General features: G+C 68.3%; 22 protein-coding genes. 14 read left to right on the top strand and 8 right to left on the bottom strand.

Features of this window, described 5'->3' with window-relative positions; all coding sequences use genetic code 11:
* Window positions 1-6: 6 nt before the first annotated feature.
* From ACIP5Y_RS46260 to ACIP5Y_RS46280, 5 genes are all read left to right on the top strand, one after another.
* Complete coding sequence (locus ACIP5Y_RS46260; RefSeq protein WP_400360297.1) at window positions 7-984, top strand: carbohydrate ABC transporter permease; 978 nt, start codon at window positions 7-9, stop codon at window positions 982-984.
* Window positions 984-1874: a carbohydrate ABC transporter permease gene (locus ACIP5Y_RS46265; RefSeq protein ID WP_400360181.1), complete on the top strand. Its 891-nt coding sequence runs from the start codon at window positions 984-986 to the stop codon at window positions 1872-1874. The genes ACIP5Y_RS46260 and ACIP5Y_RS46265 overlap by 1 nt, the downstream gene beginning before the upstream one ends.
* A gap of 150 nt (window positions 1875-2024) precedes the next feature.
* Window positions 2025-4244: a transglycosylase domain-containing protein gene (locus tag ACIP5Y_RS46270; RefSeq protein WP_400360182.1), complete on the top strand. Its 2220-nt coding sequence runs from the start codon at window positions 2025-2027 to the stop codon at window positions 4242-4244.
* A gap of 277 nt (window positions 4245-4521) precedes the next feature.
* Window positions 4522-4977 (top strand): GyrI-like domain-containing protein, encoded by a 456-nt coding sequence (locus tag ACIP5Y_RS46275; RefSeq protein WP_397007660.1) that lies wholly within the window; start codon window positions 4522-4524, stop codon window positions 4975-4977.
* Between the two features lie 5 nt (window positions 4978-4982).
* Complete coding sequence (locus tag ACIP5Y_RS46280; RefSeq protein WP_400360183.1) at window positions 4983-5408, top strand: GyrI-like domain-containing protein; 426 nt, start codon at window positions 4983-4985, stop codon at window positions 5406-5408.
* Window positions 5409-5506: 98 nt separating this feature from the next.
* Here the strand turns inward: ACIP5Y_RS46280 and ACIP5Y_RS46285 are convergent, their stop codons facing one another.
* Both ACIP5Y_RS46285 and ACIP5Y_RS46290 read right to left on the bottom strand, forming a co-directional pair.
* Window positions 5507-6616 carry an inositol-3-phosphate synthase gene (locus tag ACIP5Y_RS46285; protein ID WP_400360184.1) on the bottom strand — a complete coding sequence of 370 codons (1110 nt, stop codon included), beginning with the start codon at window positions 6614-6616 and terminating at the stop codon, window positions 5507-5509.
* Entirely contained in the window at window positions 6609-7166 is a 558-nt protein-coding gene (locus tag ACIP5Y_RS46290; RefSeq protein ID WP_400360185.1) for a PadR family transcriptional regulator, read from the bottom strand. Before ACIP5Y_RS46290 ends, ACIP5Y_RS46285 begins: the two co-directional genes overlap by 8 nt.
* Before the next feature lie 237 nt (window positions 7167-7403).
* Here ACIP5Y_RS46290 and ACIP5Y_RS46295 point away from each other — a divergent pair, with 237 nt between their 5' ends.
* From ACIP5Y_RS46295 to ACIP5Y_RS46305, 3 genes are all read left to right on the top strand, one after another.
* Window positions 7404-7796, top strand: coding sequence for a DUF5318 family protein (locus tag ACIP5Y_RS46295; RefSeq protein ID WP_400360298.1), 393 nt, complete (start codon window positions 7404-7406; stop codon window positions 7794-7796).
* A gap of 598 nt (window positions 7797-8394) precedes the next feature.
* The gene (locus ACIP5Y_RS46300; protein ID WP_400360299.1) at window positions 8395-10782 is read left to right on the top strand and encodes a transglycosylase domain-containing protein; all 2388 of its coding nucleotides are present in this window, start codon (window positions 8395-8397) and stop codon (window positions 10780-10782) included.
* Window positions 10783-10872: 90 nt separating this feature from the next.
* Window positions 10873-12543, top strand: a complete 1671-nt coding sequence (locus tag ACIP5Y_RS46305) for a glycosyltransferase family 87 protein (protein ID WP_400360300.1) — start codon at window positions 10873-10875, stop codon at window positions 12541-12543.
* A 53-nt stretch (window positions 12544-12596) separates the two neighbouring features.
* On the opposite strand, the gene ACIP5Y_RS46310 is transcribed toward ACIP5Y_RS46305, so the two are convergent.
* Window positions 12597-13847, bottom strand: coding sequence for a TerD family protein (locus ACIP5Y_RS46310; protein ID WP_400360186.1), 1251 nt, complete (start codon window positions 13845-13847; stop codon window positions 12597-12599).
* Between the two features lie 156 nt (window positions 13848-14003).
* On the opposite strand from ACIP5Y_RS46310, the gene ACIP5Y_RS46315 reads away from it, so the two are divergent.
* The 4 genes from ACIP5Y_RS46315 (at window position 14004) to dhaM (ending at window position 17178) form a co-directional block, all read left to right on the top strand.
* The gene (locus ACIP5Y_RS46315) at window positions 14004-14750 is read left to right on the top strand and encodes a hypothetical protein (protein WP_400360187.1); all 747 of its coding nucleotides are present in this window, start codon (window positions 14004-14006) and stop codon (window positions 14748-14750) included.
* Window positions 14751-14852: 102 nt separating this feature from the next.
* Complete coding sequence (gene dhaK, locus ACIP5Y_RS46320) at window positions 14853-15854, top strand: dihydroxyacetone kinase subunit DhaK (protein WP_400360188.1); 1002 nt, start codon at window positions 14853-14855, stop codon at window positions 15852-15854.
* The gene (gene dhaL, locus ACIP5Y_RS46325) at window positions 15854-16468 is read left to right on the top strand and encodes a dihydroxyacetone kinase subunit DhaL (RefSeq protein ID WP_400360189.1); all 615 of its coding nucleotides are present in this window, start codon (window positions 15854-15856) and stop codon (window positions 16466-16468) included. The genes dhaK and dhaL overlap by 1 nt, the downstream gene beginning before the upstream one ends.
* Window positions 16465-17178, top strand: a complete 714-nt coding sequence (gene dhaM / locus ACIP5Y_RS46330) for a dihydroxyacetone kinase phosphoryl donor subunit DhaM (RefSeq protein ID WP_400360190.1) — start codon at window positions 16465-16467, stop codon at window positions 17176-17178. The genes dhaL and dhaM overlap by 4 nt, the downstream gene beginning before the upstream one ends.
* 77 nt (window positions 17179-17255) lie before the next feature.
* Here the strand turns inward: dhaM and ACIP5Y_RS46335 are convergent, their stop codons facing one another.
* The gene (locus ACIP5Y_RS46335) at window positions 17256-18083 is read right to left on the bottom strand and encodes a carboxymuconolactone decarboxylase family protein (RefSeq protein ID WP_400360191.1); all 828 of its coding nucleotides are present in this window, start codon (window positions 18081-18083) and stop codon (window positions 17256-17258) included.
* 131 nt (window positions 18084-18214) lie between these two features.
* Here ACIP5Y_RS46335 and ACIP5Y_RS46340 point away from each other — a divergent pair, with 131 nt between their 5' ends.
* Window positions 18215-18802, top strand: a complete 588-nt coding sequence (locus ACIP5Y_RS46340) for a TetR/AcrR family transcriptional regulator (RefSeq protein ID WP_400360192.1) — start codon at window positions 18215-18217, stop codon at window positions 18800-18802.
* Here ACIP5Y_RS46340 and ACIP5Y_RS46345 read toward each other — a convergent pair.
* The 4 genes from ACIP5Y_RS46345 to ACIP5Y_RS46360 form a co-directional block, all read right to left on the bottom strand.
* Window positions 18799-19572 carry an HAD family hydrolase gene (locus ACIP5Y_RS46345; protein WP_400360193.1) on the bottom strand — a complete coding sequence of 258 codons (774 nt, stop codon included), beginning with the start codon at window positions 19570-19572 and terminating at the stop codon, window positions 18799-18801. The two genes, ACIP5Y_RS46340 and ACIP5Y_RS46345, sit on opposite strands and share 4 nt — an antisense overlap.
* A gap of 53 nt (window positions 19573-19625) precedes the next feature.
* Window positions 19626-22223, bottom strand: coding sequence for a phosphoribosyltransferase (locus ACIP5Y_RS46350; protein WP_400360194.1), 2598 nt, complete (start codon window positions 22221-22223; stop codon window positions 19626-19628).
* The gene (locus tag ACIP5Y_RS46355; protein ID WP_400360301.1) at window positions 22220-23284 is read right to left on the bottom strand and encodes an HpcH/HpaI aldolase/citrate lyase family protein; all 1065 of its coding nucleotides are present in this window, start codon (window positions 23282-23284) and stop codon (window positions 22220-22222) included. The genes ACIP5Y_RS46350 and ACIP5Y_RS46355 overlap by 4 nt, the downstream gene beginning before the upstream one ends.
* Before the next feature lie 91 nt (window positions 23285-23375).
* Window positions 23376-24575 carry a hypothetical protein gene (locus ACIP5Y_RS46360; RefSeq protein WP_400360195.1) on the bottom strand — a complete coding sequence of 400 codons (1200 nt, stop codon included), beginning with the start codon at window positions 24573-24575 and terminating at the stop codon, window positions 23376-23378.
* Between the two features lie 212 nt (window positions 24576-24787).
* Between ACIP5Y_RS46360 and ACIP5Y_RS46365 the strand changes: the two genes are divergently transcribed.
* Window positions 24788-25363 carry a TerD family protein gene (locus ACIP5Y_RS46365; RefSeq protein ID WP_397007689.1) on the top strand — a complete coding sequence of 192 codons (576 nt, stop codon included), beginning with the start codon at window positions 24788-24790 and terminating at the stop codon, window positions 25361-25363.
* The last annotated feature ends 74 nt before the right edge of the window (window positions 25364-25437 follow it).

A 25437-nucleotide genomic window follows, 5' to 3' on the forward strand; every position in this document is an offset into this window, starting at 1 on the left:
CCGCCCGTGAAATCCGAAGCATCACAATCGAAGACCCGATTCGGCCGGTTCGCCGGATCGGGGCGGGCCTGGCTCTTCGTCAGCCCGGTGCTGCTCGCTCTGGCCGTGGTCATCGGCTACCCGGTGATCCGCGCCATCTGGATGTCCTTCCAGAAGGATTCGGGCCTGGACCCGGCGACCGGCATGTTCGTGGACGGCGGCGGCGCCGGCATCGACAACTACAAGCACTGGCTGCTGCAGCAGTGCACCGACTCGCTCGGCCAGACCGTCAGCTGCCCCACCGGCAACCTGGGCTCCCAATTCTGGGGCGCCATCGGCGTCACCCTGCTGTTCACCGTGGTGACCGTGACGCTGGAGGCCACCATCGGCCTCGGCATGGCCGTCATCATGGGCAAGACCTTCAAGGGCCGCGCCCTGCTGCGCGCCGCCGTGCTCATCCCCTGGGCCATCCCCACCGCCGTCACGGCGCGACTGTGGGAGTTCATGTTCCAGTACGACGGCGTCGTCAACCGCGTGCTCGGCACCCACATCCTGTGGACCTCGGACGCCTGGCCCTCCCGCATCGCCATCGTGGTCGCCGACGTGTGGAAGACGACGCCGTTCATGGCATTGCTGATTCTCGCGGGCCTGCAAGTGATTCCGGCCGACGTGTACGAGGCCGCCCGGGTGGACGGCGCCTCCGCGTGGCAGCGCTTCTGGAACATCACCATGCCGCTGCTGAAACCCGCACTGCTGGTGGCCGTCCTGTTCCGCACCATGGACGCACTGCGCCTGTACGACCTGCCCGCCATCATGATGGGCGACAACCCGAACACCCGCACCATCTCCATGCTCGTGGTGGATCAGGTTCGGCAGGGCCCGAATTCGGCCTCGGCGCTGTCCACACTCACCTTCCTGATGACCTTCGCGATCGCGTTCCTGCTGGTGAAGGTGCTGGGCGCCAACGCGGTTCGCACCCAGGAAGCACAGCGGGAGGCGAAATAATGAGCGTGAACACCATCGTCGAGACCGGGCGGAAGCCTGTCCCGCAACCGATCTCGTGGACCAAGCGGCTCACCTCCGGGCGCGTGTACCTGGGTGCGCTGATCATCCTGCTCTGGGGCCTCGGGCCGTTCTACTGGATGGTCGTCACCGCCCTGCGCGACCCGTCGTACACCTTCGACAACACGCCCTGGCCGACGCACGTCACCTTCCAGAACTTCCACGACGCCTTCGACACCAGCCGCGGCAACAACTTCGGGCGGGCGCTCGGCAACAGCCTCATCATCGGCGCGGCCACCACGGTCATCGCGCTGCTGCTCGGCGTCATGGCGGCCTACGCGCTGGCGCGACTCACCTTCCGCGGCAAGTACGTGGTGTCCGGACTCATCCTGTCCGCCTCCATGTTCCCGGTCGTGGTGCTGGTGACGCCGCTGTTCCAGTTCTTCACCGATCTCGGCTGGATCGGCCACTACCAGGCCATGATCATCCCGAACATCTCGTTCGTGCTGCCGCTGACCGTGTACACGCTGTCCTCGTTCTTCAGCGAACTGCCCTGGGAGCTGGAGGAAGCCGCGCGCATCGACGGGGCCTCCCGGTTCCAGGCGTTCCGGCTGGTCATGCTGCCGCTGGCCGCGCCCGCCCTGTTCACCACCGCCATCCTGGCGTTCATCGCGGCGGTCAACGAATACCTGCTGTCCCGGCTGCTTTCCAGTGACAAGACCGAACCGGTGACGGTCGCCATCGCGCGCTTCTCCGGCAACAACCCGCTGGTGCAGCCCTACACCGCCATCATGGCCGCAGGCACCATCGTCAGCATTCCGCTGGTCATCATGGTGCTGCTCTTCCAGCGCCGCATCATCTCCGGCCTCACCGCCGGCGGTGTGAAGAGCTGACATTCCTTCCCTGCGAAGAGGGTCCGGAGGCCGAGCCTCGGACCCTCTGCTGCTGGGCCCCGAAAAGGACCGCGTGGACTAGCATTGGGCGCGCCGCGGGTTCGGACCGCGGCGTCCCCGATACAAGCTTGGTCGACACTCCGGAAGGAGATGCTCGTGAGCTCGTCCCGACAGCGGCGCCGTGGTGAGCCTCCGCCGTACGCCACCATGGCGGGCTGGAACGAGCTGGACGGAATCGACCCACGCCGGCGACCCGGGGCGCCCTCGCACAGCCGGCCCCGGCGCCGCGCCAAACCGCCCGAGCAGCCCAAGGATCCGCAAACCGAGCCACGACCGCGCCGCACCCGCGGACAGCGCATCCGGCGACTGCTGCTCGCCCTCTTCCTGATCCTGGTGATCATGCCGACCAGCCTGCTCGGGCTCGCGTACTGGAGCGCGGAAATTCCCGACCCGAGCAAGGTGCAGACCAACCAGATCGCCACCATCCTCACCGCCGACGGCAATACCGTCATCGCGAAGGTCGTTCCGCCGGAAGGCAATCGGGTCCCGGTACCGCTCAGCGACGTCCCCGAACCGGTGCGCCTGGCCATGCTCTCCGCCGAGGACCGCCACTTCTACACCAATCCGGGCTTCTCGGCCACCGCCTTCCTGCGCGCCGCCCGCGACAACCTGCTCGGCCGCGAAGACGCCGGCGGTGGCTCCACCATTACCCAGCAGTACGTGAAGAACGCCTTCCTCAGCTCCGAACGCACCCTGAGCCGGAAGATGCGCGAACTCATCATCTCCGCCAAGATGGCCCGCGAATGGAGCAAGGACGACATTCTCGCCGCCTACCTCAACACCATCTACTACGGTCGCGGCGCGTACGGCATCTCCGCGGCGGCCAAGGCCTACTTCGCCAAACCCGTCCCCGAGCTCACCCTCGCCGAGGGCGCGGTGCTGGCCGCCCTGGTGCGCACCCCGTCCATCCTGGACCCGGAAACCCATCTGGATCAGTTGAAGGCCCGCTGGAACTACGTGCTGGACGGCATGGTCGAAATGGGTGTGCTCGACCGGAACGCGCGCGCCACAACCCAATTCCCCACCATCGTCCCCGTCACCGAGGTCGACGACACCACCCCGCGCGGTCCCGAAGGCCTCATCCGCACCCAGGTGCTGCGCGAACTGCGCGCCTCCGGCATCAGCGAGCACGACCTGAACACCGGTGCGCTGCAGATCTTTACGACCATCGACGAAAAGGCCCAGAAGGCCGCGCTCGACGCCGTCGACGGCAACCTGAACGGGCAGCCCGGCGAACTCCGCACCGCGGTGGTATCCATCGACCCGCGCAGCGGGGCGGTCCGCGCCTACTACGGCGGCCCGGACGGCGTCGGCTTCGACTTCGCGCAGGCCCCGCTGCAAACCGGTTCGGCCTTCAAGACTTTCGCCGTCCTGGCCGCCATGGAGCAGGGCATCCCGCTGTCCTACCGGCTCGACAGTGAACCACTCACCGTGAACGGCGAGAAGATCCAGAACGTGGGCGGCGAATCCTGCGGCACCTGCTCACTGGCGGAGGCCTTCAAGCGTTCGCTCAACACCAGCTTCTACCGCCTCACCCAGAGCCTGTTCGAGGGGCCGGCGGCCATTGCCAAGGCCGCCCACCAGGCCGGCATCCCGGACCAGATCCCCGGCGTGCCCGGCAAGTCGCTCACCGAGGACGGCGGCGGCGCGCCCCTGCCGTCCATCGTGCTCGGCGCCTACTCGGTGCGGCCCATCGATATGGCCTCCGCGTACGCCACCCTGGCCGCCTCCGGTACGTACCACGCGCCCTACTTCGTCCAGAAGGTGGTGACCGGCGACGGCCGGGTGCTGCTGGACCGCAGCACCGATCCGCGCAAGGCCGAGCAGCGCATCAAATCCGATGTGGCCGATACCGTCGCGCAGGCCATGGAGCCCATCGCCGCCTACTCCAACGGCCACAATCTGGCCGGCCGCCCCTCCGCCGCCAAGACCGGCACCACGCAGCTCGGCGACACCAGCCAGAACAAGGACGCGTGGATGGTCGGCTTCACGCCGTCGCTGTCCACCGCGGTCTGGGTGGGAACCGAACAGTCCCAACCGATCCGGACCGCGCGCGGCGCCATCATCTACGGCGCCGGCCTGCCCGCCGATATCTGGAAGCAGACCATGGACGGCGCCCTCGACGGCAGCCCGGTCGAACAGTTCCCCAATGACCAGAATCCGAGCCTGGTGGGCAACAGCAACAACTACGACATCCTCAACCCCGGTCCCTCCGCACCGCCGGAAGGACCCGCGGTGATCATCCCGCCCGCACCCGAACCCAGACAGGTCGAGATCTTCCCCGGCCTCAGCATCCCGGTCCCGGGGTAACGAATGACGGGCATCGGACGAAGAAAACCCGGGTCGGGAATCGGATTCACCGCCGCGACGGGGGTTCGGAGACCGAGCCCGCGACACCCCGATTCCGGCGGTGTGGGGGAACAGACCACACAGATGATCATGAATCAACATGTCCGGACCCATCCGGGCGCGCCCGCGGATATTGTGGAACCCGCTACCGGTGCCAGCGACTCCGGACGTCGGTGGCAGGATGCGGGTTGGGAGCAGGGTGGGGTCGGAGACAGCACGAGACTTAGGGGCGACGCCGGTGGATTTCAATGTCGTTGAACGCCACGAGACGCTGGTGGCCGGAACGGTGCTACGCAGCCCGGCTCTCGCGGTCGAAGGACCGCGCCGCGCGAAGGTCGAGGAAGCCTGGAAGCGCAATCTTTCGCGCACGCTTCCCGGGCCACCGTCGACCGCGTATGTCGATCACGCACCGGAGATCGGGTCATATCTGACCCATATCGTCGGCTATCGCTGCGAGACCCTGGACGATTTGCAGCCGGGTGACGTCCTGGCGCGCATACCGGCCGGGCGGTTCGCATGCTTCACCCGGACCGGCGACAACCTCGGCGACACCATCGCCTCCGTCTGGCGCGCGGTATGGGACCTGGAGGCCGCCGGCACGCTGGTGCGGGCGTACACCGGGGATTTCGAACGGTATCCGGATTCCCGGACAGTGGAGGTTTTCGTCGCGCTGGATCCGAGCGCGGAGGGGTAGGGGCAGTGGACTTCGAAATCGTCACCCTGGATGCGTTCTTCGTCGGCGGGCTCACCATCCCGCTGGCCGGACGTGAGGTGACCGCACGCGACCTCGACCTGGTCAACTTCACCTGGGACCGCTACCTGGCCCGCGAGAAGAAGGTCGAACGCGTCGCCGCCTACATCGGCCAGAACGACCACGCCGTAGCCGTTCTCGGCTACGAGCTGAAAGGCCTCGACCACCTGGACATCGGCGACGTCCTCACCTGCATCCCCACCGGCCGCTACGCCAAATTCGTTGTCTCCGACAAGCCCTACGACCTTCTCCGCACCGCCTGGGCCAAGGTGGCCAAGGCCGAAAACGCCGGCACCATAACCCGCTCCCACACCGCGGAGGTCGAACGCTACACCGGCCCCACCTCCGTAGAGGTCTACGTCTCCCTCGACTGAAACAGTCGAAACCGAGAGGCGAAAAGCCAAGGGCGGCCCCGCGATTCGATCGCGGGGCCGCCCTTCTTGTTGGGGTTTCAGGGGTTTACCCCGGAGAGCTACTCGGCTCCGATGATGAAGGCTTCCAGCTGCTGGCGAGCCACGTCGTCGGCGAGCTGCTTCGGCGGGGACTTCATCAGGTAGGCCGAGGCCGGGAGGACGGGGCCGCCGATGCCGCGGTCCTTGGCGATCTTGGCGGCGCGCACGGCGTCGATGATGATGCCGGCCGAGTTCGGGGAGTCCCAGACCTCGAGCTTGTACTCCAGGTTCAGCGGCACGTCGCCGAAGGCGCGACCCTCGAGCCGGACGTAGGCCCACTTGCGGTCGTCGAGCCACTCGACGTAGTCCGACGGGCCGATGTGCACATTGCGGTCGTGCACCTTGCCGGCCAGCGGGCCCTCGAGGTTGGAGGTGACGGCCTGGGTCTTGGAGACCTTCTTGGACTCCAGCCGCTCCCGCTCGAGCATGTTCTTGAAGTCCATGTTGCCGCCGACGTTCAGCTGGTAGGTGCGGTCCAGCGTGACGCCGCGGTCCTCGAACAGCTTGGCCATGACGCGGTGCGTGATGGTCGCGCCGACCTGGGACTTGATGTCGTCGCCGACGATCGGGACGCCCGCGTCCACGAACTTCTGCGCCCACACCGGGTCGGAGGCGATGAACACCGGCAGCGCGTTGACGAACGCGACGCCCGCGTCGATCGCGCACTGCGCGTAGAACTTGTCGGCCTCATCGGAGCCGACCGGAAGGTAGGAGACCAGGACGTCGACCTTGGCATCCTTCAGCACCTGCACCACATCGACCGGCTCGGCGTCGGACAGCTCGATGGTCTGCGCGTAGTACTTGCCGATACCGTCGAGGGTCGGACCGCGCTGCACCGTAAGGCCACTCGGCGGCACATCGGAGATCTTGATGGTGTTGTTCTCGCTCGCGAAGATCGCGTCGGAAAGGTCGAAGCCGACCTTCTTCGCATCCACGTCGAACGCGGCGACGAACTTCACATCGCGCACGTGGTAGGGACCGAACTTGACGTGCATGAGGCCCGGAACAGTCGCGTTCTCGTCCGCGTCCTTGTAGTACTGCACGCCCTGGACCAGAGACGATGCGCAGTTACCCACACCAACGATGGCCACCCGTACTTCGGTGGCGCCAGCCTTGTCGATGTCACTCATGGCCGATATTTCCCTCTTTCTGTGGTGACGCCTTCGTCGATTGCTCTGCGGCAATCAACTCGTTGAGCCAGCGCACTTCGCGCTCGCTTGATTCGAGACCGAGTTGATGGAGCTGGCGGGTATAGCGGTCCAATTGCCCGCTGGCGCGTTTCACGGCCTCCCGCAGTCCTTCTCGGCGTTCTTCGACCTGCCGCCGCCGCCCCTCCAGGATTCGCATCCTCGCTTCCGCGGGAGTGCGGCCGAAGAAGGCCAGGTGAACGCCGAAGCCGTCGTCGGTGTAGTTCTGGGGGCCGGTATCGGCCAGCAGTTCAGCGAACCGCTCTCTCCCCGAGTCGGTCAGCTGGTAGACCCGTCGCGCGCGGCGCGTGGCCAAACCCTGTGGGCTCTCCTCAGCGATGAGACCGTCCGCCTGCATTCTGCGCAGTGCCGGGTACAGCGACCCGTACGAGAACGCCCGGAACGGTCCGAGTAGGCCGGTGAGCCGCTTGCGCAGTTCGTAGCCGTGCATCGGTGATTCGAGGAGCAGCCCGAGGATTGCCAACTCGAGCACCGGGCTTCACCCCCTGACTGTTCTCTTCAGACCTAACCGATGGATGCAGTTCCAAACTATATCGCGCCGATATATTTCGCGCGCACTTACGCCACCCGAACGACCATCAGGGGGTTCGGGGGCAAGGCCTCCGAACCCCCGCTCCGGTTGTAGGAGAACCCTGAGAGTCGATCGGGGGCGTGCGAGCTGTGGGGGGCCGCAAGTACTCTGGGTCGCGTGCGAATACAGCGGCAGGTAGTGGACTATGCGCTGAGGCGCCGGTCGCTGCTGGCCGACGTCTACGCGGGGCGGGTGGACGTCGCGGAAGTATGCGATGCGAACCCGTACCTGTTGCGTGCGGCGAAGTTCCACGGTCGGGGGAGCGAGGTCACATGCCCTATCTGCAGGAAAGAGCAGTTGACTCTCGTATCGTGGGTCTACGGTGACGGGCTCGGGCCCATCGCCGGCTCCGCGCGCACACCTGAGGAACTGGTCCGGCTGGCCGAGTCTCGTGAAGAGTTCTCGGTGCATGTGGTCGAGGTGTGCCGGACCTGCAGTTGGAATCATCTGGTGCAGTCCTATGTGCTGGGCATGACCCCGGCGCCGACGGGCCGCCGCCGTAGCGGCACCCGCCGCACGGCCGCCGAGTGAAAGGCCACGTCGACTGCTGATTCACGGGCAGGAGCCTGCCCGCCGCGGTGCCCGTGACCGCATCGAGCCAGCGCCGCCGCCTCCCCTGGCGGACCGTATCGAGTAGTTATTGGAGATCCAGGCTGTGACAGCGCCCTATGACGACGGACCGCACGGCGGCCGCCCCCGAGGCGGTTCGCAACCCGGGCCCGGCGGCTACCCCCCGCCTCGACCGGCAGGCCCGCCGCCCGGTGCACGGCAGCCGCAGGGTGGTGGCGCGCCCCGGCCCGGGCAGGGTCCGGGCGGACCGGGGCGCGGTCCCGTCCCCGGTGGCGGCCTACCGCCCCGGGGTCCGAACGGTCAGCCGCCGCGTGGGCCGGCGCCGCAGGGCAGCAGACCGGCGCCGGGCGCCGGAGCGCCCCCGCGTCGTCCCGGTGCGCCGCGTCCGGCCGATCCCGATGGCACCCAGAAGGTGAACACCGGGTCGCGGCAGGCGGTGCCGGATCATATTCAGCGCGCGGCGGTTTCCGATCGCACGCAGCGCATTTCCGACCGCGCGGTACGCGCGGGTGCGGGTGCGGGCACCGCGAGCCGCACCGCCGACGACCGCACGCGCCAGCTGTCAGGCGCGAACGGCTCGCAGGAGCGGCGCGCCCAGCCCGGTACCCCCTCGGGTCCGCCCCCGCGGCGGCCGGGCGGTGGTTCCGGTGGCGGTAAGGGCGGTCCGGGCCGCGGCGCCGGCAGCAAGCGCAATGTGTGGCGCATCATCCGGCGCATCTGCTACGTCGGTATCGCCTTGCTGCTCATCGTGCCCAGTACCCTGTTCCTGGTCTCGTATTCGGCGACGACCGTGCCGCAGCCGGCCGACCTGAAGACCAATCAGGTGGCCACCATCTTCGACAGCGACGGCGCCACGGTGCTGGCGAAAGTCGTTCCGCCGGAAGGCAACCGGTCCGATGTGGGCATCGACCAGATCCCGCCGCAGGTGCGCAATGCGGTGATCGCCGCGGAAGACCGGACCTTCTATACGAATCCGGGCTTCTCGATCCAGGGCTTCGCCCGCGCGCTGTACCGCAACGTCATGGGTAAGCAGGACGCCGGCGGTGGTTCCACGATTACCCAGCAGTACGTGAAGAACGCGCTGGTCGGCAACGAGCACTCCTTGACCCGAAAGGTCAAGGAGCTGGTCATGTCCGCGAAGATGGCGCGGCAGTGGTCCAAGGACCAGATCCTCACCGCGTACCTGAACACCATCTACTTCGGCCGTGGCGCATACGGTATCGACGCGGCGGCCAAGGCGTACTTCAACAAGAAGGTGCCGGATCTGAACGTGGCCGAGGGCGCGATGCTCGCGGCGACCATTCAGCAGCCGTCGAACCTGGACCCGGAGAAGAATCCGACGGGTGCGAAGTCGCGCTGGAATTACGTGCTGGACGGCATGGTGTCCGGCGGCAATCTGTCCGCGTCCGATCGCGCGAACATGCAGTATCCGGACGTGATTCCGGCCGCGCAGGCGCAACAGGACAAGACCCTGGACGCGGGCCCCGAGGGCCTGATCAAGACCCAGGTGATCAAGGAACTCGAGGCCGCGGGCATCTCGGAGAACGATCTGAACACCGAGGGCCTGCAGATCACCACGACCATCGATCAGAAGGCGCAGCAGGCGGTCGTGGACGCGGCCACCAAGGTGATGGACGGCGAACCCGACAAGCTGCGGACCGCCGCGGTGTCGGTGGACCCGAAAACCGGTGCGGTCAAGGCCTATTACGGCGGCACCGACGGCTACGGTCTCGACTACGCCAATTCCGGTCTGCCGCCGGGTTCCTCGTTCAAGGTCTTCGGCCTGGCCGAGAATCTGGAGCTGGGCAAGCCGCTGTCGACGCTGTACGACTCGTCGCCGGTGACGGTGAACGGCATCAAGATCACCAACGTGGCCGGTGAGAACTGCGGTACCTCCTGCACCATCGCCCAAGCGCTGAAGATGTCGCTGAACACCAGCTTCTATCGCATGATGCTGGACATGCCGGGCAACGGCCCGCAGAAGATCGCGGACATGGCGCATCGGCTGGGCATTCCGGAAACCATTCCGGGCGTGGGCAAGACACTCACCGAGCCGGACGGCAGCGGCCCCAACAACGGCATCGTGCTCGGCCAGTACCGGGTGCGCACCCTGGACATGGCGTCCGCGTACGCGACGCTCGCCGCCTCGGGCGTCTTCCACGCACCGCACTTCGTGCAGAAGGTCGTCGCCTCCGACGGCACCGTACTGCTGGACCGCGGCACCGTGGCGGGCGAGCAGAAGGTCTCGGCCGCCGTGGCCGACAACGTGACCGACGCCATGAAGCCGATCGCGCAGTACTCCAACCAGCATCAGCTGGCCGGTGGCCGCCTGAGCGCCACCAAGAGTGGTACCAACCAGCTCGACGACAGCGACGAGAACCGTGACGCCTGGTTCGTCGGCTACACGCCGTCGCTGTCGACCGCGGTCTGGGTCGGTACCGATCAGGGTGACGCACTGCGCAATGCGAACGGCGGCCAGGTCTACGGTTCCGGCCTGCCGGCCGATATCTGGAAGAAGACCATGGACGGCGCGCTGGACGGCACGCCGAACGAGCAGTTCCCGAAGCCGGCGCCGATCGCCGGCCAGGCCGGTGTGCCGTCCTGGACGGCGCCGTACACCGCACCGTCGACCTCGAACGTGCCTGTCGCGCCGCCGGTGATCACGCAGAGTCAGGTGGAGATCCTGCCGGGTATCACCATCCCGGTGCCGGGTCTGGCGCCGAACCCGCAGAACCAGCGGCAGCAGCCGCAGAACCAGAATCAGAACCAGGGCGACGGCGGCGGTCCGCTGCCCGGCCAGCCGGTCGCGCCGGCCGACGGCGGGCCGGCCACCACGGCGCCGTCGACGACATCCAACAACGGATACGGCAACGGCAATGGGACCGGCGACGGTAACGGCAATGGGAATGGCTACGGGAACGGTAACGGCTCACCGCGCAATCGGTAGCCTCGTGCCGTGATCGAGGAGGAGCTGGCGCACCGGCCGGCCGCCACAGGCGAGCCGGCCGGTCGCGCGCTGGAGACAGGGGGCGGTCGCATGCCGGAAACAGCGGAGACCGACGGATCCGAAGATGATGGCGGACAGCCGACTTCGCCGCGGCCCGATGCGCCGCGGGAACGCCGTGCCACCGACCGGTATGTATCGCCCGCGCCGCTGGCCGATGATCTGCGGTCGCTGGACGACCGCGACAAGCCCAGCCGCACCGATACCCTGACCGCCCAGCTGTGCGATCCGTTCGGCGGCCCGGTGGGCGATCACGCGGTGATCGGCCGGGTGCGGTTCTGGACGCCCATGCGGGTGCTGTTCGCCTTCGGCGTGCTGTTCCTGGCCTTGAGCTGGTTCGGCAAGATGGGCTGCATCCAGCAGCGTCCGGACGCCAATGGCGTACTGGGACTGGACTGGAACAACGGACGCCAATACACGGCCATGTGCTATTCGGATGTCGTGCCGCTGTACGGCGCGGAACACCTCAACGAGGGCGCGTTCCCGTACAAGAAGCAGTGGACCGAGATCGGCCCGGACGGTAAGCCACAGGTCCGGTACATGGAGTATCCGGTGCTGTCGGGCCTGTACCAGTACGCGGCCATGGGAATCGCCAAGGCGTGGAAGGCTTCTCCGCTGCCGGGCGGGCTCGAGGTGGTCATCTACTTCGATGTGGTGGCGGTCGGGCTGGCGCTGGCCTGGCTGGTGACCATCTGGGCCACCGCGCTGTCGGCGGGCCGCCGGGTATGGGACGGCGCGCTGGTGGCGTTGTCGCCGCTGGTACTCGTGCACGCCTTCACCAACTTCGACGCCCTCGCAACGGCTTTCGCGGCCTGCGGGCTGCTGGCGTGGGCGCGGCGGCGGCCGGTGCTGGCGGGGATACTGCTGGGGCTGGGTGGTGCGGCGAAGCTGTATCCGCTGCTGCTGCTCGGCCCGATCGTCATTCTGTGCCTGCGGGCGGACCGGCAGGGCGAGGACGTGCCGCTGTGGGGCGGATTGCGCCCGCTGCGTGCGGCGGGGGCGACGGTCGCCGCGGCGGCGGTGACCTGGCTGGCCGTGAACGCGCCCATCGCGGCGCTGTATTCGACGGGTTGGCGAGAGTTCTTCCGCCTCAATACCGTCCGGCACGCCGACCCGGATTCGATCTACAACGTGATCACCTCGTTCGCCGGCTGGAAGGGGTTCGACGGCACGCTGACTCCCGAACAGACGCCGACGACGCTGAACGCGGTGTCCTTGGTGTTGTTCGTGGTGGCGTGCGCGGGCATCGCCTGGATCGGCCTGACGGCGGCGCGGCGACCGCGGCTGGCGCAGTTGTTGTTCCTGGTGGTGGCGGCGTTCCTGCTGACCAACAAGGTGTGGAGCCCGCAGTATTCGCTGTGGCTGGTGCCGCTGGCCGTGCTGGCCCTGCCGCAACGCCGAATCCTGTTGGCGTGGATGGCGATCGACGCGCTGGTGTGGGTGCCGCGCATGTTCTATTACCTGGGCGTGGATCGGAAGGGGTTGCCGGAGCAGTGGTTCACGGGCGCGGTGCTGCTGCGTGATCTCGCGGTGCTCGGGCTGTGTGTTCTGGTTATCCGCCAGATCTACCGGCCGGCGGAGGATCCGGTGCGCCGGGACGGCGTGGACGATCCGCTCGGCGGTGTGCTGGACCGGTCCCCCGATCCGCAGCTGCCGTGGCTGCCGCGGGTGCTGCAGCCGCGCACGCTGGAACCAGTCCCCTAAGCCGGTCCTGCCGGCCGGCGGAGCCGTCGTGCCGGTTTCGGAGAGCCGTTGTCCTAGTTGAGGAATCGTCCCAGCTGGGGCACGGCCTCGCCCGGGTGCGCGGCCTGGAAGCCCTCGCCGATGGCCTCCATCTTCCAGTCCTCGCCGGTGCCGAAGCGGTACACCTTGGCCAGCACCATGCCGGTGTACGGCATGCCACCGGTGAAGGTGAAGCGGGCGAGTTCGGTATTCGTGGCGCCATCGACCAAGCGGCAGTAGGCATTCGAGATCTGTTCGAAGGTGTGCCCCTTGTAGGAGGTCACGATGAACAGCAGTGCGGTGACATAGGCGGGGATGCGGGTGAGGTCGACGACGATGACCTCGTCGTCACCGTTGCCCTCACCGGTGAGATTGTCGCCCTGATGCCGGATGGAGCCGTCCTTGGAGGTGAGGCTGCTGTAGTAGACGACATCGACCGGGCTCATATCGGAGAACAGCACCACCGAGGCGTCGAGGTCGATATCCGGCGCCTTGCCGCCGAACATGCCGCCGCGCGACACCGGATCCCACCCGACCCCCATGCGCACGTAGCTGAGCGGTTCGCCGCCGGCCTTGCGCAGGTTGATCCGCTGCCCCTTGACGAGGCTGACCGCATGACTTCCGGGCAGGTCGTGATCGTCGAGAAAGCCGGCCTGTGACGGATACCCGCCCCCGGCCGGGGACTGCGTGTACTGCTGCGCGGGTGGCGGATAGCCGGGATCCGTGTATCCCGTTGCGGGGGGCGCGAAGTCGGGCGGCGTGGGCGGCGCGGCCGGGGTCCGGTTGATCTGCACCCCGTGATCGGCGACCAGTGCGGCGAATCCGTTCGCATAGCCCTGGCCGACCGCGCGCACCTTCCAATCGCCCTGTCGCCGATACAGTTCCAGCGCGATGACGACGGATTCGGTGGTGAGTCCTTCGGTCCGGTACTCGTACAGCACTTCTCCGCTCAGGTCCGCCACGATGGCGGTCGGCGGGGCGATCTGCCCGAAGTTCGGCACGACGGAGTTGTCGAGGGTGATGACGGCGCGGATTCCCTGAATCTCCGGGGGCACCGACCCGAGCGAGATGACGAGCGCCGCGGGCCGCCCGTCGGGGCCGGGGTGCAGGCTGACGCCTGGGCCGCTGGGCTGGTTGAAGAACACGAAGTCGGCGTCCGACCGTACGGTGCCGTTTTCGGTGACCAGCAGCGCCGAAAGGTCGGCGGGCGCCGCGATCTGTGTACTGACCACCAGGTCGGTGACGTTCAGGGGCCCGTTCTGCCCCTTCACCAATGCTCCGGACAAGGTCTCCCCCTTCGCTTGTCGATGCTGTCGTTGCCACTTTACGAGAACCGGGCGACACCACGGGCGCGCCTGTCGGGAGCCCGTCACTCGGAAGGCACGCTAACAGTTTGCTGTCATTGCGCGGGTCCGCCACTCGGTCATGGCAGGATCGGCGGAGTGAGCGACGGTGAGGTCCAGCCCGCGGAAGCACACGAGCAGTACCTGCGCGCCTTCCGCCACCCCGCCGTGTCCCGCGAGCAGTTACAGGGCCTGCTCGACGCCGTGAACGGCTTCCTCGACTCCATCACGCCCCGGGAGGACGAGCTGCCGCCCGCGGGCGGCTGGGCGCCGGAGTCCACCGCCATGGCGTTCCAGATCGGCCGCGCGGTGGAGCAGGCGCTGGCCGAACGCGAGGATGCCGAGCGGGAGTTGCTGCGCCGCCGCGATATTCGGGACCGCCTGGTCGCGGCCCTGGACGCGGTGCTGGATTGCCTGCGCACCCTGCCCGAGCTGGCCGAGGCCGAGATCCGGCTGGGCACCACCGCGGTCGACGAGGGCTTCCAGGTGTTCGAGGACGGTTCCGTGCGCACCACCGTCGAGCAGGAGTTCGGCGCGGATCTCGGTGTCCTGGAGGCGCGCCGGCACGAACTCGACGAGGAGATGACCATCGCCGTCACCCGCCGCACCGAGTTGATCGACGACACCACCGATCTGGTGCGCGAGCGGCTCGGGGTGGCCGAGGTCGGCATTCCGTGGGTGATCCTGGCGGCCACCCAGGGCGGGCTGGACGTGTCGGAGCCCTTCGAGTTCGCCGCCCATCATCTGCCGGACTGCGAGTTGCGCGATCTGATGGTGCAACTGGTCACCGATATCGAACTGGCCCGCTCACTGGAGGACGGTGCACCGGAACAGCCCGTGGTGTGAACGGCCCACCGCGTCAATAAGCCCGAATTCGGCGACATGCCCGGTCCGGGAATGCGAGTCTGGCTCAGTGGATCGGAACCGGTCCGCCGACGGGAGTATTCGGTGAAGAAGCTGATCAATGACCCGGCCGAGGTGGTGGATGCCGCGCTCGCGGGCATGGCCGCCGCCCATCCGGAACTGCGGGTGGACGTCAAGCAGCAAATCGTGGTGCGCGCGGACGCCCCCGTCGCCGGGAAGGTGGGCCTGGTGTCCGGCGGCGGTTCCGGGCACGAACCACTGCACGGCGGGTTCGTCGGCCTCGGCATGCTGGACGCGGCCTGCCCGGGCGAAATCTTCACCTCACCGGTGCCCGATCAGATTCTCGCCGCCACCGCCGCGGTCGATGCCGGGGCGGGCGTGCTGCACATCGTGAAGAACTACACCGGCGATGTCATGAACTTCGATATGGCCGCCGAGATCGCCACCGCCGAAACCGGGACCGAGGTGCGGTCGGTGGTGGTGAACGACGATGTGGCCGTGCAGGACAGCCTGTACACGGCCGGCCGGCGCGGGGTGGGCGCGACGGTGATCCTGGAGAAGATGGCCGGGGCCGCCGCCGAACAGGGCCGGCCGCTGGCGGGGGTGGCCGAGATCGCGACCCGGGTGAACGAACAATCCCGTAGCATGGGCGTGGCGCTCACCTCGTGCACGGTGCCCGCGGTCGGGCATCCCACCTTCGAACTGGGCGAAGACGAGATGGAGATCGGCATCGGCATCCACGGCGAACCGGGCCGCCGCCGGGTGCCGCTGGCACCGGCCCGGGAGATCGCGGCGATGCTGATGGAGCCGATACTCGCGGATCTCCCTTTCGCGCAGGGCGATCGGGTGCTCTGCTTCGTGAACGGTATGGGCGGTACGCCGCTGCTGGAGCTGTACCTCATGTTCGACGAGGTGGCGCGGATCCTGCACGGACACGGGGTGACCATCGAACGCTCCCTGGTCGGCCCCTACATCACCGCCCTCGAAATGGCGGGCTGCTCCGTGACTTTGACCAGATTGGACGAGGAACTCACAACCCTGTGGGATGCGCCGGTGCGCACGCCCGCACTGCGGTGGGGCATCTGATGGCGGCGGTGGACATGCGTGCGTGGGTGCGCGGATTCGCGGCACTCGTCGATGCGCATGCCGAGGAGCTCACCGCATTGGACGCGGCGATCGGCGATGCCGATCACGGCACCAATATGCAGCGCGGCACCGCGGCTGCCGTTGCGGCACTGCCGGATTCGGAGGCGACACCCGGTGAGGTGAGCAAGCAGACGGCCATGGTGCTGATCCGTTCTGTCGGCGGCGCGAGCGGACCCTTGTACGGCACGTTCTTCCTGCGTTTCGCCGCGGCCATCGGAACCGGATCGGACATCACCGATTTCGCGCGCGCCTTCCGCGCCGGCCTGGACGGCGTACTGGCGCGCGGCAAGGCCGAACCGGGCGACAAGACCATGGTCGATGTGCTGTCCCCCGTCGCGGACGTACTCGACAAGCAGGCGGCCGGCGGCGCCTCACCCGAGGAAGCCCTCGACGCCGCCGTCACCGCCGCCGAATCCGGCCGGGACGCCACCACCGCCATGCTCGCCCGCAAGGGCCGCGCCTCCTACCTCGCCGAACGCAGTGTGGGACACCAGGACCCCGGCGCCACCAGCGCCACGCTGCTGGTCATAGCAGCCCGCGAGGCCCTGCAATGATCGGCCTGGTCGTCGTCTCGCACAGCCGGGCGCTGGCCCGCGCGGCCGTGGACCTCGCCACCGAACTGCTACCGCGGCAACCGGTCCGAGTGCGGATAGCGGCGGGCCTGGACGAAGCCACCCTCGGCACCGACGCGGTAGCGGTCGCCGATGCCATCGCCGCCGCCGACACGGGCGACGGCGTCCTGGTGCTGATGGATCTCGGCAGCGCCCTACTCTCCGCCGAAACCGCCCTGGACCTGCTCGACACCCCGCACATCGTGCGGCTGTGCGCCGCCCCGCTGGTGGAGGGCCTGGTCGCCGCCCTGGCCGCGGCCGGTGGCGGCGCAGACCTGGAGAAGGTCGCGGGTGAAGCCGACCGCGCCCTGGACGCCAAGCGCGCCCAACTCGGTGAAACTGTTGCACCACTCCCGGATTCAGCCGAACCGGACTCGACGATGGACTCGGCCGTGGTGGCCGTTTTCCAAGTGCGGAACGAGCACGGGCTGCATGCGCGACCGGCGGCCGAATTGGTTGCGGGGCTGCGGGATCTCGATGTGGTGGTCACGCTGCGCAATGCGACCACCGATGTGGGTCCGGTACCCGGGGAGAGTCTGACCAGGGTGCTGACGCTGGGTGTCATGCCCGGGCAGCAGTTGGAGGTCACCGCCTCGGGACCGGATGCGCAGACCGCGCTCGCGCGCATCGAGGCGCTGACAACCGGGCACTGAGGGCGGGCGGCGCGACGAGGACGGCATCTGGGCACTGAAGTCCTTGGTGTGCCACCACTTTCGGCCCTGCGGTCCGGTCAGTGGGCGGCGGCTTCGGCGTCGCGGGCGGCGAAAACCTCGCGGGCGGCGGTGATTCCGTTGAGGGCGGCGGGGAAGCCGGCGTAGACGGCCATCTGGGTGATGGCTTCGATGGCTTCCTCGCGGGTGCCGCCGACATTGAGCAGGCCGTGCAGGTGCACGCGGAGTTGTGGGGCGGCGGTGCCGAGGGCGGTGCAGGCTGCGACGGTGGCGAGTTCGCGGGTCTTCAGGTCGAGGACGGGGCGGGAGTAGACGTCGGCGAAGGCGAATTCGATGATGTAGCGGCCCAGGTCGGGTGCGATGCCCTGGGTGAAGGCGATCACCTGCTCGCCCGCTTCGCCGTCGATGCGGCCGAGCGCCTCGAGTCCGCGTTCGTAGCGTGCCCGCGCGGTTTCGTCGCCGGGTTCGGCGACGGTGGTGACCGGGTCCGCGAGGTCGGTGCGGTCGGCGAAGGCGAGCTTGGCGGCGGCGATGCCATTGAGCGCGGCGGGGATTCCGGCGTAGACGCTCATGTGGATGATGGTTTCGACGATTTCGGCGGGGGTGACGCCGACATTCAGCGCGCCGTCGATGTGGAAGCGCAGTTGCGGGGCGGCGGTGCCCATGGCGGTCAGCGCGGCCACATTGACGAGCTGCCGCTGCGGCAGCGTGAGGCCGGGGCGGTCGTAGACATCCCCGTAGGCGAATTCGACGGTGAGCCGGGCGAGGCCGGGTGCGATATCGGCGAGTCCGCTCTCGAAGCCCGCCCCCGCGGCGCCGCCGACGGTGGTGAGCAGTTCCAGGCCACGGCGGTAGCGGGTGTCGGCGGGGGTGACTGCGGTGGTCATGATCGACCCTTTCTGCGGGTTCGGCAGGTTGTGATTCAACAAGACGGTCCGTCTCGTCTCCCAAACATATAGCCGGTGCAAACGCTCGTCAAGACGAGACGGACCGTCTCATCATCGGGTAGACTCGGCCCGTGGCCACTACCCCGAACCCGGAACTGCGCAGTCAGCGCGCGCACCGCGCGATCCTGGACGCGACCTTCGACCTCGCCGTCCGCAAGGGCTACGCCAAACTCACCGTGGAGGCCATCGCCGCCGCGGCCGGCGTCGGCAAACAGACCATCTACCGCTGGTGGCCGTCCAAGGCGGCCGTCGCCCTCGACGCACTCAACGAGAAGATGGGCCCGGACACCGAATTCCCCGACACCGGCGATATCACCGCCGACCTGAAGACCCAGATCAGCGGCCTGGCCCGACTGCTCACCGGCGATGTCGGCCCGATCTACCGCGGCGTCATCGCCGAGGCGCAAACCGATCCGCGCATCGCGGCGGCGGTCCGCGAGATCATCATCGAACCCCGCATCGGCCGCTGCCAGGATCGCTTGAGCCTGGGCGTCGCGGCAGGTCAGATCCGCGCCGATCTGCCCACCCGCACCATGGTCGAAATGCTGTACGGGCCAGTGTATTACCGCTTCCTGCTGGGCGCCCCCGAGGCCGAGGTGCGGCGCAGCGCGGATCTGGTGGATCCGATTCTCGCGGGACTCCGCCCGGCGAGCAGTTAACGGAACTTCTCGAACCAGTCCAGGATCTCTTCGCTCGCCCCGATGCCGGAGGCGCCGGTGACCGTGAGATTCGGGTGGGTCCAGGCGAGTTCTTCGAGTTCGCCGTGGCGGGGCCGGATGGCGGCATCGGCGGAACGCAGCAATGCGGCATCCAGCGCACCGTCCCCGGCCGCGAGCAGCTGGGCGCCCGGGGCGAGTTCGCCCGAATCCGTCAGGCGGCGGCGGACTTCCGCGACGGCCCGGCTCTTACAGACCGCGACCGGCATGGTGTAGATCTTGCGCCCCTGCCGGGAGACCGACCACCCGCGCGGGCGGCACCAGGCATCCCATTCGGGCAGGAAATCGGACGGCAGGACTGCCGGGTCCACGACCAGATAGGGGAACAGATGGTCCGCGACCCGGAAACGCCGGACGAACGAATCGCTTATGCACCTGCCCAATTCGGCATTCACCTGGGATAAGGTCGCGCCGCTCGCGCGCACTTCGGCATCGAGGCCGGTACGCCAGCGCCGATCGGGGCGGCCGTTCTCGAGGATATTGCCGCCGTTGGTGGTGACGGCATACCGCCACGGCCTGCCGGGGAGCCGAATCCTGTTGAATTGCCGCACGGTTCGAGTGGTCGCCGGGACCACAATGGCAGCGGCGGCGAGGGCGGACAGTCGATCCGCCGCCGCGGCGGTCATGAACGACAGCGCAATACCGTCGAGGTACTCGACGCAGACCTCGTCCGGCCCGGTGCCGGTCCCGGCGGCGGCCCGCGAATAGATCATTGTCCGATCGAGATCGGTTGCGATCAGTGTTTCCCGGCGTGACGGCTCGCCCACTACTCCCCCACTGTCTTGATCAGCCCCATGCATGCATACGCCAGCTCGGGCGCGACCTCGACGGGCACCCCGCGCACGGCCGCCAGCAGCCGGATGTGCGCGTGCTCGGGCGCCTCCGCCTCGCGCACCAGCACCCGCCACGGAATGCGGCGCAGCAGCACCCGGGTCGTCTCGCCCACACCGGGTTTCACGAGATTGATGTTCGCGAGCCCGTACTCCGCGCGCACCCGCTGCACCGATTCCCGGCCCGCCCACGTCGGTGTGCGATCCGCGGCGCGCAGGGCCTCGACCGCGGCGGGGACTCGGGTGCGAATGTCGTCGAAGCGTGCGGTGACCGCGTCGAGCAGGTGGTTGGAGACATCATCCGGTGCGAGCTCCCGATAGAACTTCGCACCGTGGAACTCCCCCGGCCCGATCAGCGCATCGTTCAGCACGGTCCGCGAAATCAGTCCGGAGACCGTGGAATTGAGGCAGGCGGACGCGATGAGGAAATCATCGCGCGTGCCGTAGGTGCGCACGCACCCGCCGGGATCGGCGAGCACCGCGAGATCGGCCTCGAAGCGCGCACCGCCCGCCGCGTGATAGTCGTCGAGCGCGGACGCGAGTTCCCGGGTGATCGCCCCCTTGCCGGTCCATCCATCGACGAAGACGATGCTCGCCGGATCATGCCGTCGTGCAAGGTAATCCAGGGCCACGGTGTCGATCCCCCGATCCCGCACGATGGACATCGCATAGTGCGGCGCCTCCACCCCGCGCGTCCCCAGCCACCGCCGCATCAGTACCCCGACCGGCGTGCCCGCCCGCGCCAGCGACACCAGCGCGATGTCCTGCCCTCGTTCGCTCACCACCAGTTCGGACACCGTGGCCACGGCCAGGGCCAACCGCTCCGCACTGTCCGCCAGCACCTGCTCGAACATCTCCCGGTATGCGGCATCGGGCTGATATTCGACCGGCAGCGACTCCGCGTAATGCGCCACCCCGGCCTGAATCCGCCACTCCCGCTCCGCCACCTCCCTTTCCAGCTCCACGCCGGAGAGGTCCTGCAACAACCACCCCACCTCGTCCGCCGCATACGACCCGAAGTCCGGACCCCGCAACGGTTCCGGTAGCGGACCCGGTGCGCCCGCATCTCCAGCGCGAAGCGGCACCACCGGCGGACCGTGTCGTACACCACGCAGCGGTTCCGGCGGTGGGGTCGATGCTGTCCGCATGTCGGTCAGCGCGGCGGGGTCCGCTCCGGGCAGCACCGCCAGGACCAGATCCGCGCCGGCGGCGGTCAGCACGTCGACCAGGCCGCCCGCACCCGTCAGCCGCCCGGTATCGGCCGGTGTGTCCAGGATGACGAGCAGCACCGGCTCACCGGCGTCGGCGTCCGGCCACTGAGCGTTGTACAGATAGCGCGGCGCGGTCTCGCCGGACTCGGGTGCGGTGAAACGGAATCCACGGCGCAGCGGGTAACCGGGCTCGTCGATCACGTAAGCCGGTGAGCGCGTGGTGGTCTGGTAGCGGGTCGGGATGCCCCCGTCCGCCAGCGCCGCGGCCAGACGCAGTGGCAGGTACATGAGTTCCTCGTGCCCCAGCACTATCACCGGGCGAACCACGTCCACCGGAAGGTCGCGCCCGGGGGCCACACGCGGGCGGGGGAGTTCCGATAGCTCTCGGCGGAGGGTCGCCGTCGCTGTCGCGAGGGCGGATTCGAAGGCGGCGGTGTCTGTGTCGAGGATGCCGTGCCGCCCGCCCTCGGGAACGTCTCGGGGCCAAGGTAGTTCGATGCGGGCGATATTGCCTCGTAGACGGGCGACCGGGTTGTAAACCGGATCGGGTAGCGCGGCGACGGAATCGATCAGACCCGTGGGGAGTTCCGTGTGTCCGGTGGCGAGGCAGACCGTATCGATGCGTACGCCGAGTGTGGCCGCAAGAGCCGCGAAGGCCGCACGGTCGGCGTCGGCGCGCATGTCCACCAGAGAGGCCAGGATGTAGTGGGAGCGCGGGATGAGGGCGTGCAGGGCGGCGATGGCGTCGAGGGCGGTTGCGCCGGTGGAGATCTCATCGTCGACCAGCACCATGGGCAGCCGGTTGCGGAAGATGCCGGCGGGAGCCGGTTGCAGCAGGTGCGAGGTGGCGTGCGAATGCCCTTCCTCGAAGCCGGCGAGGGTTTCGGCGGTGGGCACGTCGCGGCGGGTGGAGTGCAGGTAGCAGCGGGCGCCGATGCGGGCCGCCACGCAGTGGCCCAGTCCGGTGGCGGTTTCCGCGAAGCCGAGGACCACGGCCGCGGGCGCATCCGCCGGCGCTCCGGTGGTTTCGGTGAGTGCCGCGCGGACCAGGTCGCCGAGCCGGTTGCCGGCGTCGAGCACACGGTGTGGGTCGGTGGGCAGGTGTTTGCCGAGCACGGTGGAGACCAGCAGATGCGCGCGGCGTGGGTTCCGGCGCAGTCCGGGCTGGACGAGATGCTGTACGGTCCAGTCTTGCTCACGCGCGTCCGGATGGCCGTCGGGCGCGTCCTCGTGCGCAGACTTCTGGCTGTGCTCGTGCACAAACGAATTCCGGTGCCGCAGCCCGAGTCCGAAGCGGCGTGTCGCCCAGGGCGCGACGGTCACGGTTCCACCAGCACTTTCATCAGATCCGTCAGGGAGACGCCGCGGTCGGCGACGCCGAAGAGGCGGGCGCGCAGCAGTGTTCGCCGCGCCCAGCTGCGGTGCGGCCGCATTTCGTTCATCTTGTTGCGGTACTCGGAGGCCGCGACCCCGCCGGTATCCGTGCCGAGGATGTCGAGGGCATCGGAGTACTCCTCGAGCGTCACCACGGACAGCGCGTGCACGACGGCCACCTGCGCGGGGTGGATGACGGTCTTGCCTTGGATCCCGTTGGCGCGGTCCAGCGCTGCCTCCCGCAGCAGTCCATCGACGTCGAAGTACTCCCATACCGGTCCGGTGATGGTGAATCCGCTGCCGTCGCTGCGCCCGAGATAGTTGACGATGTCGGCAATGACGTCGGCCACCACGCGCACGTCGTAGATGGTGCGTTCGCTGTCGCGGCGGATTCCGAAGGTGGAACACATATCGGTGGCGCCGATTCGCACGGCGAGTACGCGGTCGCGGTGTGCGGTGAGCAGTCGCGCGATGGTGTGCAGTTCGTGGTCGCGCGTCTGCCGGTGTACCAGGGCGGGTGATTCCAGGACCGGCATGCCGTAGACGGTGCGGCCGAGGCTCCCGCACGCGGTGTCGAGTGCGTCGAGATAGTCGGCGGCACAGGAACTGTCGAATTTCGGGAAGACGAATCCGGTGAGCGCCTTGGTGTCCGCGCCCAGCCGGTTCACGATTTCGCGCACGGTTCCGGGATCTCGCACCCTGACGAACAGCAGCGGATACGGTTCGTGTCCCGCCCCGAGTTCCGCCAGCGTGTCGGCGGCGCGGCGTTTTGCTTGCGCCAGTTCGTGGTCGGCGACGGCATCCTCGAGGTCGATGACCATCGAGCACACGCCGTTGTGCGCGCGCCGGACGATGGTCTCGGTGAGGCCGGGCCGGGTGGCGGGCACGTAGAGGGTGGCGCCCAGCGCCATGGCGAGGAGTTCGCGGTCGCGGGTGTCGCCGAAGGGTTCGGGTTGCCGATGGAACAGCCGCCGGATCTCTGGTCCGGGCACGTGCCGGAAGTGCCGCAGCGGCAGGTGTTTGCGCAGTGAGACTCGGGTGACTTCCGGATAAGTGCTGACAATCGCGGTCATCGGTCCCCCGGTCCTCCTGGGCTTTCGGTTATCTGTCGGTATTTCGCATGCGCTCGACCACGCCCGCGACGAAGGCCGCGATGGTGTCGAGTTCGGACACGTAGGCCCAGTAGTCCGGGTGTGGCCCGGTGAGGCCGCCGGTGACGCGGCCGAGGCGTTCGACCTGGCCGTCGAGCACCGAACCCCATTGCGGGACCAGGCCGTTGTTGACCGCGAGCATCTGGGCGTCGCGCAGCTTGAAGCGGACGGCCGCGGCGCGTTCCTGCGGTTGTTCGCGGACGGCGCGCAGCAGCGCGAGGCGGTCGGTGACGGCGTCGGCGTGATGTTCGGCGGTGGCGAGCGCGCCGCGCGCGGTGGTGGTCAGGTCCAGGGCTTGCTCCGGGTCGTGGTGCCGCAGGGCGGTGCGGGCCCGGGTGAGTTCGGCATCGGCGGCGTCGATGGCGTGCCGGGCGTGCCGCTCATTATTGGACAAATCGGACGAGGAGGCCGCATTGAATTCGCGCAGCAGCGCGGACATGGCGGGCCCGATCCGCTGCAGCCGATGCCGGGCGGCATCGAGGCGCGTGGTCGCGGAGGCCAGCGCGTTCTCGGCCGAATGCTGTTTGCCCGGAGCGTCTTCGAGGGCCGTGGACAGTTCCCGGGTGCGGGTGTCCAAGTGGGTGGCGGCGTCGCGTGCGGCAGCGGTCGCGTCCACGGCGACGGCGGCCTCGAGTGTGACGAGCGCCTCGTCCACGGCGGCCGCACAGCGCCGGATCGACGGATATCGCGCGTGGGGGGAGGCGTCGGCGGCCTGCCGGGTCTGCTGTGCGGCGGTGCGCGCCCGGGTAACCAGTTGCGGCACCGCCCCGTACACCGCGACCGCATGTTCGAGGTGCGCGCGATGGCGGTGATAGAACTCGTCCACACCGCGGGCCGCGTCGGCGAGACGCCGGATCTGCGTGTCGATTTCGGGTTGCGGCACGCTGCCGCCATCTCGTTCGGCCTGGTCGAGGCGTTCGCCGAGGGCCAGGTAGGCGCCGGCGGCGTCGTAGCAGCGGGCACGTACGGACGCCCACTCCGCGGCCGCGCCGCGTTCGGGGAACAGCTGCGCGGAGGCGGTGACGGCGGTTTCGGCGATGGTCTGCCGGCGGTCCATGTCGAGGAAGGCTGCCGTGAGGGCCTGCCGGGCCTGCTGCACCCATTCGTTGTTCGGGGGTGTCCGGAACCATCCGCGTTTTCGGCCTGCCACGCCCCGATGTTAGGAGACCGTTCGCGGGGTGGGCGACCCGGAATAGTTCCGAATGGGATTATTTATGTCAGGGTGGGTGTGGGTGGCTTTCGGTTTGCTGGTGGGCAGCGGCGGCCGGAGCCACTACTGTGTCGTTACAGCGGAACCGGACAAATCGGTCATCCGCATTGCTGGAAACGCTCCGAACGCTTTGCAAGGAAAGGGATTCCCAGATGGGTGTCAGTTTGTCCAAGGGCGGTAACGTTTCACTCACCAAGCAGGCCCCGAACCTGACGCAGGTCGCCGTCGGCCTCGGCTGGGACGTCCGCACCACCACCGGAACCGATTTCGACCTCGACGCCAGCGCCATCGCCACCGGCGGCGACAAGAAGGTGCTGTCCGACAAGCACTTCGTGTTCTTCAACAACCTGCAGTCCCCGGAGGGCACCATCGTGCACACCGGCGACAACCTCACCGGTGAAGGCGACGGCGACGACGAGGTCATCAATATCGACCTCGCCAATACGCCCCCCACCGTCGAGTCGGTCTTCTTCCCGGTCTCCATCTACGACGCCGACCAGCGCGGCCAGAGCTTCGGCCAGGTCCGCAACGCCTACATCCGCGTCGTCGACCGCAGCAACGGCAACGAACTCGCCCGCTACGACCTCACCGAGGACGCCTCCACCGAGACCGCCATGGTCTTCGGCGAGCTGTACCGCAATGCGAGCGAATGGAAGTTCCGCGCCATCGGCCAGGGTTACGCTTCCGGACTGGCAGGCATTGCCCGCGACTACGGCGTCAATGTCTGATTCGAACGGCTAGCGCGCAGGGGCTCGGCAGAGCCCCTGCGCTGTCTCCACCAGCTCCACCCGAATCGGATCCG

Source organism: Nocardia sp. NPDC088792 (assembly GCF_044750615.1).
In the GTDB taxonomy this organism is placed as follows: Bacteria; Actinomycetota; Actinomycetes; order Mycobacteriales; family Mycobacteriaceae; genus Nocardia.